This is a genomic window from Microthrixaceae bacterium, assembly GCA_023957975.1.
In the GTDB taxonomy this organism is placed as follows: Bacteria; Actinomycetota; Acidimicrobiia; order Acidimicrobiales; family Microtrichaceae; genus JAMLGM01.
Genome location: JAMLGM010000022.1, coordinates 1 through 8,449 on the forward strand (window position 1 = coordinate 1; position 8,449 = coordinate 8,449).

General features: G+C 67.8%; 7 protein-coding genes. 3 read left to right on the forward strand and 4 right to left on the reverse strand.

From position 1 onward, the window contains the following. Positions 1-109: 109 nt before the first annotated feature. The gene (locus tag M9952_16450) at positions 110-775 is read right to left on the reverse strand and encodes a site-specific integrase (GenBank protein ID MCO5314515.1); all 666 of its coding nucleotides are present in this window, start codon (positions 773-775) and stop codon (positions 110-112) included. A 178-nt stretch (positions 776-953) separates the two neighbouring features. Here M9952_16450 and M9952_16455 point away from each other — a divergent pair, with 178 nt between their 5' ends. Continuing rightward, entirely contained in the window at positions 954-2,276 is a 1,323-nt protein-coding gene (locus M9952_16455; protein ID MCO5314516.1) for an IS256 family transposase, read from the forward strand. Between the two features lie 27 nt (positions 2,277-2,303). Here the strand turns inward: M9952_16455 and M9952_16460 are convergent, their stop codons facing one another. From M9952_16460 to M9952_16470, 3 genes are all read right to left on the reverse strand, one after another. After that, the gene (locus M9952_16460; GenBank protein ID MCO5314517.1) at positions 2,304-2,825 is read right to left on the reverse strand and encodes an N-terminal phage integrase SAM-like domain-containing protein; all 522 of its coding nucleotides are present in this window, start codon (positions 2,823-2,825) and stop codon (positions 2,304-2,306) included. A gap of 303 nt (positions 2,826-3,128) precedes the next feature. Continuing rightward, positions 3,129-3,761: a peroxiredoxin gene (locus M9952_16465; protein MCO5314518.1), complete on the reverse strand. Its 633-nt coding sequence runs from the start codon at positions 3,759-3,761 to the stop codon at positions 3,129-3,131. A gap of 469 nt (positions 3,762-4,230) precedes the next feature. Next, positions 4,231-4,809: a TetR/AcrR family transcriptional regulator gene (locus M9952_16470; protein MCO5314519.1), complete on the reverse strand. Its 579-nt coding sequence runs from the start codon at positions 4,807-4,809 to the stop codon at positions 4,231-4,233. 77 nt (positions 4,810-4,886) lie between these two features. On the opposite strand from M9952_16470, the gene M9952_16475 reads away from it, so the two are divergent. Both M9952_16475 and M9952_16480 read left to right on the forward strand, forming a co-directional pair. Next, the gene (locus tag M9952_16475) at positions 4,887-5,624 is read left to right on the forward strand and encodes an ABC transporter ATP-binding protein (protein ID MCO5314520.1); all 738 of its coding nucleotides are present in this window, start codon (positions 4,887-4,889) and stop codon (positions 5,622-5,624) included. After that, the gene (locus M9952_16480; protein ID MCO5314521.1) at positions 5,621-8,188 is read left to right on the forward strand and encodes an FtsX-like permease family protein; all 2,568 of its coding nucleotides are present in this window, start codon (positions 5,621-5,623) and stop codon (positions 8,186-8,188) included. Before M9952_16475 ends, M9952_16480 begins: the two co-directional genes overlap by 4 nt. The last annotated feature ends 261 nt before the right edge of the window (positions 8,189-8,449 follow it).

Genomic DNA, 8,449 nt, shown 5'->3' on the forward strand with positions numbered 1-8,449 from the left:
CTCATAACCCGAAGGTCGCAGGTTCAAATCCTGCCCCCGCCACCATCTGAAGCACGAAAGCCCAGGTCAGCGACCTGGGCTTTCGCAGTTCAGGGGACGTTCCTGCGGATCAGGCGGCCTTCCTCCGGTTGTTCCCACGACGTTCCACCGGCGTCTTGCCGGGCCGCTTCGTAGGATTCTTCGGCTTCTTCGCGGTCGGGCGTGGGTCGGCGAGACGTTCGGCGGTTCGGGCGGCGTCTTCCTGCATGCCGGGCAGGACGTGCTGGTAGGTCTCGAGCGTGTGGGCGATGTGCGCGTGGCCGAGCCGCTCGGAGACGACCTTGACCGGGACTCCTTCCTTGATGAGCAGGCTGCCGTGGGTGTGGCGCAGGTCGTGGAACCGCATCGTGGGGACGCCGGCGTTGTGGACGATCCGCCGGAACGCCTCGTACACGGCGTGGGGATGGACCGGTTCACCGTCGCCGTCGGTGAACACCCAGTCGTCGCTCTCGCTGATGCCGACCGCGGCGAACTCGGCGGCCTGGTAGGCCCGCCAGCCTTCGAGCACGGCGATGGTGGTGGCGTCGAGCTCGATGACGCGGCGGGCGGTCTTGGTCTTGCCGCGGGTCTGGTGGACCTCGTAGCCGACGGCGACGAGCCCGCGGTTGAGGTGCAGCCGCTTCTTGGTGGCGTCGAGGTCGGACCACTTGAGCCCGAGGACTTCGTTGCGGCGCATCCCGGTCATGGCGGTGAGCCAGTAGATCGGGAAGAACCGGTGGCCCGCCGCGGTGCGCAACAGCTGGCGGAGCTCCTCATCCGTCAGCGAGACACCTTCGATCCGTTGCAGCGACCGTTGTTTTGGGGAGATTGTCCCGGGAGATGTTGAAGTAGAGGGGTGGTGGTCCCCCTCCGGGCGGTGCCGATCGGGCATCGTCAGGAGGTCTTCCACAACGACCTGAGAGAGGGACCACCTGATGAAGAACGTAGACGGACTGGCTGTGAGGCTGGTCGATCAGGCCGACGCCGCGCTCGCGCAGATGCCGACGGAGTTGGCGGTGACGCTGACCGACATCGCCTCGGCGTGTCGGGAAGGGCTGATGGCTGTCGCGGTCGAGGCTGGCCTGGCGACCGCGGTAGCGATCATGGCCGATGAGGCTGCCGGGCTGTGTGGCGGGTGGAACGCCCGGGATCCCGAGCGCACTCATGTGCGGGGTGGGACGACCGCGTCGTCGGTGGTGATGGGTGGTCAGCGGCTGCCGATCCGTCGGCCGAGGGTGCGAGCCGCCGACGGCAGTGGTGAGGTTCCGCTCGAGTCGTTCGGGGTGTTCGCTCAGGGCGATCTCCTGAACGCGACGATCATGGAACGGATGCTCGCCGGTGTCGCCACCCGCAGCTTCGAACGGGTCGCGGATCCGATCGGGGAGACGCAGCGGGCGAAGGCTCGTTCGACGTCGAAGTCGACGGTGTCGCGCCGGTTCGTGTCGGGCACGAAGAAGGCGCTCGACAGCCTCCTCGCACGGGACCTGTCCGGGCTCGATGCGGCGGTGTTGATGGTCGACGGAGCCGACTTCGCCGGCGCGATGTGCGTCGTTGCCCTTGTGGTCACTGCTGATGGCACCAAGGTGCCGGTGGGGTTGCGTCTGGGCGACACCGAGAACGCGACGGTCGTGAAGGCGCTGTTGGCGGACCTGGTCGACCGGGGTCTCGATGCGTCGGGTGGCCTGCTGGTCGTGATCGACGGCGCCAAGGCGCTCGCCTCCGCTGTCGCCTCGGTGTTCGGCGATCTCGCCCTGGTGCAGCGCTGTCAGATCCACAAGCGCCGCAACGTCACAGACCACCTCCCCAAGACGGCCCGAGAGGCAGTCGATGCCCGCCTCCGCGGCGCGTTCGCGGACCCGGACCCCGACGCCGGGCTTCGCAAAGCCAAAGCCCTCGCCGCCGAGCTCGACAAGACCCATCCCGACGCTGCCGGCTCCCTGCGTGAAGGGCTCGAGCAGATGTTCACCGTGAGACGTCTCGGCATCGACGGCACCCTTGCTCGCACGCTGGTGTGCACGAACATGATCGAGTCGATGATCTCGATCGCTCGCACCACAACCCGCAACGTGAAGCGTTGGCGCAACGAGGGCGACATGCGCCGACGCTGGTGCGCCGCCGGCCTCCTCGAAGCCGAGAAGAAGTTCCGGCGGGTCCGCGGGCATGCCCAGATGCCCCACCTTGTCGCTGCCCTCGCCCGTCACGCCGAGACTGTCATACCGCCATGCAAGACTGACCAGAGCGAGTCCAACGCTGCATGACAACAGGGACCACCACCCGCAGCGACTTCAACAGCAAACGGGACATCCTCGTTTTGGGGCGCGGGCCACGAGCGCGACGTTGCGGGTCACGAGCCCTCGGCGGTGCGCGTCGGCGAGCGCGCCGCGGATGACGAGATGGATCTCATAGACGGTCTTGGGTGCGAGACCTCGGCCCGTCTCCGGATGGAGCAGCGCCTCGTAGAGCGATTCGATCTGCTGGTACCGGAGCCGCCGGATGCTGGTCCGGCCGAGCGCCGGGAGGATGTGGCGCTGCACGTTGCGCTCATAGCCCCGATAGGTGCTGGTCGCGAGATGCAGCCTCTTCGCCGGCAGCCACTGGCTGGTCAGGTACGCGCCGAAGGTCAACGACCGCACCGCGCCCACCCGCTTGGTCTCGGCGGCGGCGAGCTTCGTGGCGAGCTTCTCCGCCTCTGCCCGATCGGTGCCGGCCGGGTGCCAGCGGCGGATCTCCTTGCCGGTGACCGGGTCGCGGCCTTCGTAGATGACCGCGTAGAAGCGACCCCGGCGTTGTGCCACGTATCCGTTCATGATGTTCCTCCGTGATGGTGTAGATCCCGGCCATCGGGACCCGGAGGAACAATCGGTAGAACGTTCGTCGAGCGGGACGGTTGTCGACACCCCCCGTCTCGAGGTCCCGCTAGGACAAGGGGCGACCCCGCTCACTGATGAGCGGGCGCACTCCATCGCGGCAACCGCTCTTCCACGCGTTCGAGCCCTCCACCGGCGGAGCGGACCGGCTTGGTCGCTCCGCCGGCGAAGGGTTGCCCGTCCGCCAGTCGCTCATGAACCCTGCGGCACCGCCACGGGGATCTGCCTCTGACCGTCCTCGGACTACTGGGGGGCGTCGGCGTAGCGGAGGTAGGGCTTGAACTCCTCGACGTTGTCGAACTGCTTCTTGGCGTCTTCGGTGGACACGGCCATGGCGACGATGACGCGGTCGCCGGGGCGCCAGTCGGCGGGGGTGGCGATGGGGTTGGCGTCGGTGGCCTGGAGGGCGTCGATGACGCGGACGATCTCGTCGAAGTTGCGGCCTACCGACTTGGGGTAGGTGAGCATGAGGCGGAGCTTGTTGTCGGGGTCGACGATGAACACGGACCGCACGGTGGAGGTGTCGCCCTCGCCGGGGTGGATCATGTCGTAGAGCTCGGCGATGCGGTGGTCGGGGTCGGCCACGATCGGGAAGTTGAGGGGGGTTCCGGTGACCTCGCCGATGTCGGGGGCCCACTTGTGGTGCTCCTCGATGGGGTCGATGGACAGGGCCATGGCCTTGGTGTTGCGCTTGGCGAACTCGCTCTGCAGCGCAGCGGTGCGACCGAGCTCGGTGGTGCACACCGGGGTGAAGTCGGCCGGGTGGCTGAAGAACACCGCCCACGAGCCCTTCTTCCAGTCGTGGAACGAGATCTCGCCATCGGTGGTCATGGCGGTGAAATCGGGGGCTTCGTCCCCGAGGTGCAAAGCGGGCATGGTTGGCTCCATCTGTTGGATCAGCAGTCGGCGGTCGACGTGTCGTGTGTGTCCTGCAACACAGATACCCCATGGGGTATTCCACCGGGGATTCGGCCCCGCTTCGCAGACCGGGTCCTCGTCGAATCCGGCGGACGGAATCGCGTGGGACGAAGGTACCGGACGCTGGTCGGCAGATGCCGAGCGCTGTGCGCCCTGCCGAGACCACCGGTGATCGTTGTGGTAACGAGCGTTGATCGAAGCCATCGACGCCTCGACATGGCTGGTGCGCGCCTGGGGTGCGGGGCTCTTGGCGGTGTTGCACGCGGCCATCCCTCCCTCGCACCCCTGAGGACTCCGGGCTGCGGGCCGAAGAGCTGTGTCGTGTCTTCCTGATCGCCTTCGGGTTGATCCTCCACGACGTCCCCGAAGGTCTTGCACGCCTCGCCCAGCGACGCCTGGACATGACACCGTCGCAACCGGTGTTTGGTCAGGGCGGCGTGGCGGCGACTCGGAGGAGCAGGTCGTCGATGAAGTCCGGGGTGACCGGCTGACCGAGGACGATGCGTCGATGCATGATCGGGCCGGCCAGATAGGAGATGGCCCGGTCGGGGTCGAGGGTCGGGTCGATCGATCCGTCGATGGCACCGCGTTCGACCAGGTCGCGGATCGCGCCCATCCGGCGTTCGATGATCTCTCGCCGCAGGGCATCCATCTGCGGGGTGTCGCCTCCCTGGACCAGGAGCGTCGTGAAGAACACGGCGCTGTCGTCGGAGAACACGCCAGCGACGATCGCCAGGAGCATCGACCGGAGGTCGGTGAGCGCGTTGCCGGTCGTTCCGGGCGGAGTCACTCCCAGGCGCGTCTCGATCGCATCGGCCAGCAGGTCGTCGATCCGGGGCCAGTGCCGGTAGACGGTGGCGCGTCCGACCTTGGCCGCCCGGGCCACGGAGGAGTGGGTGACCTCGCTCGGACCGCCCGACTCGAGGAGGGACGAGACCGCAGCGAGCACCCGGCTGCGGGTCGCTGTGATCCGAGGATCGGGCTGGGTCTCGCCGGGCGGTGACATGAGACAGAGTGTATCGGTGTGTTCTTCTGATACAGTATGTCTCATAGCGAGACTGGATGTCTCAGAAGGAGGACGTGATGACCGACGAAACACCATCGGTTGCCCTCACGGCAGCAACGAAGGTCTACGGCTCCGCCGACGCCGAAGTCCGGGCGCTCGACGACGTCACCATCGCCTTTCCCCGAGGTCAGTTCACTGCGGTCATGGGGCCGTCGGGCTCGGGAAAGTCGACGCTGTTGAACTGCATGGCCGGACTCGACCGGCTCACGTCGGGCACGGTCGAGATCGGTGGCGTCGATCTGCGCGATCTCAGCGACCGCGACCTCACGATCCTGCGGCGTACTCGCCTCGGGTTCATCTTCCAATCTTTCAACCTCCTTCCGGCCCTCACCGCCCGGGAGAACATCACGTATCCGCTCGATCTGTCCCGGAGCCGAGTGGACCCCCAGTGGTTCGACGAGCTCATCGGGGTGCTCGGCCTCCGTGATCGCCTCGACAACCGGCCGTCCCAGCTGAGTGGCGGACAGCAGCAACGCGTCGCTGTCGCCAGGGCCCTGGTGTCGAAGCCGGAGGTGGTCTTCGCTGATGAGCCGACCGGTTCGTTGGATTCGCACACCTCCGGCGAGATCTTGTCGCACCTACGGAAGGCCTCGGATCTCGGTCAGACGATCGTGATGGTCACCCACGACCCGTACGCCGCAGCACACACCCACAACGTGGTGTTCTTCCAGGACGGCGCTCCCGTCGGTGAGCTCGCCAGCCCGACCGCGGACGGGGTGCTGGATCGCATGAAGTCACTCGGAGCCGACCGATGACCCGCCGTGTTCTGCGCCAGCTCTGGATCAGTCGGAGCAGGTACCTGCTCACCTTCCTCGCGATCGTGATGGGTGTGGCCTTCGTGAACGCGACCCTCACGCTCACCGATTCGATCGGCGCCGGGGACGAGGCCACGGTCGAGGCCGGCGAGGCCGGCATCGACGCGGTCATCGACGCGGTTCCGGGCACGCCCCCGGCAGGGTTCTCCGGTCCTGCGGAGATGGTGTCCGCCGGCATCGGTATCCCGACGTCCGTCCTCGGCACCGTCACGGCCGATCCCGACGTTGCCGCTGCGCAAGCGGTCTGGCATGCCAACGCGTCGCTCCTCTCGGCCGACGGGTCGATCATCGGGCAGAGCCGCGGGCCGTTCAACGAGGCCGAGACCTGGATCACCGATTCCGAGACGGCCCGGTGGCACATCGCTGAGGGTCGCGCCCCGGCCAGACCCGGTGAGATGGCGCTCGATGCCGCCACCGCCCGCGACTTCGGTGTGGTGCTCGGTGACGAGTACCGACTCGCCACCGAACGCTCCTCGACGCCGCTCACCGTGGTCGGCATCGCCCGGTACGGCCCCGCCGATCGGCTCCCTTCGCGGACCACGGTCCTCGTGGCCCCTGACGAGCCTGCGCTCATCGGTCAGGGCGATGTGGCCACGCAGATCGTGGTGCGTGGCGTTCCCGGTGTGAGCCCGGATGTACTGGTCGACGGGCTTCGTGCCGATCTCGCACAGTCCGGTGAGACGGTACGGGTGCGCAGCGGCGATGCAGCCGCCGAGGCCGAGCTGGCCCGGATCGCCGTCGAGAGCACGATCTTGTCGAGGTTGCTCACGGTGTTCACGATCGTCGCGGCGCTCACGGGGATGCTGATTATCACCAACACCTTCGCCATCTCCATGGTGCAGCGACGCCGCGAGCTCGCCCTGATGCGAGCGATCGGCAACACCCGATCCGAGCTCGTCCGATCCGTTCTCACCGAAGCCTTCATCCTCGGGGTTGCCGCCACGGCCCTGGGTCTCGTGCTCGGTCGGTTCGTGGTGGTCCTCATCCAACTGCTGTTCGATCGAGCGGGCGTCGAGGCGTTCAACGGCCCGGTCATCTTCACGGCTGGAACACTGGCAACGACGATCTTCATCGGTGTCGTCATCACGTTGCTCTCTGCGTTGCGGGCCGCCGTCTCTGGTTCACGGGTCCCGCCCGCCGCGGCGCTCCGCGATGCAGCCGTGGACGAGTCGTCGGCCCCTTGGTGGCGGCGCGGCTTGGCGCCGGTCCTCGTGGTCATCGGTGTGGCCGCCACCAGCGCGGGGATCGCATCGCAGCGCAACCAGCTGATGCTCGCCGGAACCCTCCTGGCGGTCATCGGGATCTACCTGGCCGGTCCGTTGTTCGCCTCGCTGGCCGCTGGCGCGGCACGACCGGTCCTGGCCGTCGTCGCCGGGGCCACGGGGCGCATCGCGGCACGAAATGCGGCCCGATCGCCGCGGCGTGTGTCGTCGGCAGCGGCGGGCTTGATGATCGGCATCGCTGTCGTGGCGTTCTTCAGCATCCTCGCCGGGACCGTCAAGACCCTTCAGGTCGGTCCCACGTCAGCGCTGCGCGCCGACCATGTCGTCACACCCCTCGGTGCCCCCGCCGGGAAGGTCCCGGGTGATCTCACTCCCGAGCTCCGAGCCGTGCCCGGGGTGAACGATCTTGCCGCCATCCATGTCACGGGCGGCCTCCTTGCCGACCCATCGGAAGCCACGACCGCGACCCCGAACGCGATCCCCGTCGGCATGATCGAGGCGGACAACCTCGACGCGGTCTACGACCTCGACGCCACCGGGGCCGATGCCGGCCACCTCGAACCCGGTCAGATGATGGTCGCCTCGTCCGAACTGGGAGCCCATCCCGTCGGCTCGGACCTGACCATCCGCGGCGTCGCCGGCGTGGCGAAGGGCACCGTGGTGGGATCGTTCGCCACGGCGCTCCCTGGGTTCGCCTCCCCGAAGGTGCTCCTGGATCAGGACACCTACTCGGCGGTGTTCAGCGACCCCGGGACGGTCGCGATCTTCCTGGCCACCAATGGTCAGCAGGCCACGCTCGACGCGGTCGCGCGAGCGACGAACGGGTCAGGTCGGTTCCAGACCGCTGAGGAGTATGCCGGGGCGAGCTCGTCACCTGTCGACACCATCCTCAACCTCATCTATGCCCTGCTCGGCATCGCGGTGGTGATCGCGCTCGTCGGGCTGGCCAACACGATGGCGCTGTCGATCCGGGAACGAACGGCCGAGATCGGAGTGGCCCGGGCCATCGGCACGACCCGGGCCCAGGTCGTCTCATCGGTGCTCCTGGAAGCGTCGATCACGACGATCCTCGGTGTTGCGATGGGTTTGACCATCGGCATCGGCGTCTCGTTCCCGACCGTGACCTTGCTCGACAACGCCGCCATCACGTCACCGGTGATCCCGATCGCCAGGCTCGTCGTGATCGCCCTCCTCGGTGCCGTCGCCGGCACCATCGCCACCATCGCGCCGGCGCTCGTCGCCGCCCGCCGCTCACCACTGGAGTCGATCACGGCACTCTGACGCCTCGACCGCGTGCGCAGTCGTGGAACGCGATCAGGCCAAGGGAGCGGCGCGGATGATCGATCGCTGAAAGGATCGAACCATGGCACGTCAGAGCTCACGCGGTCGGGGTCCCGCATCTGGTCGTCAGGCGCCGCAGGCCCAGGGCATGTCGTCGTCGTCGACCCCGATCGATCGTCGTACCGCCCTCGGTCTGGTCGGTGGCGCGGGAGCCCTCGTCGCGCTCACCGCCTGCGGCGGCGGCAACGGGGGTTCGTCGAC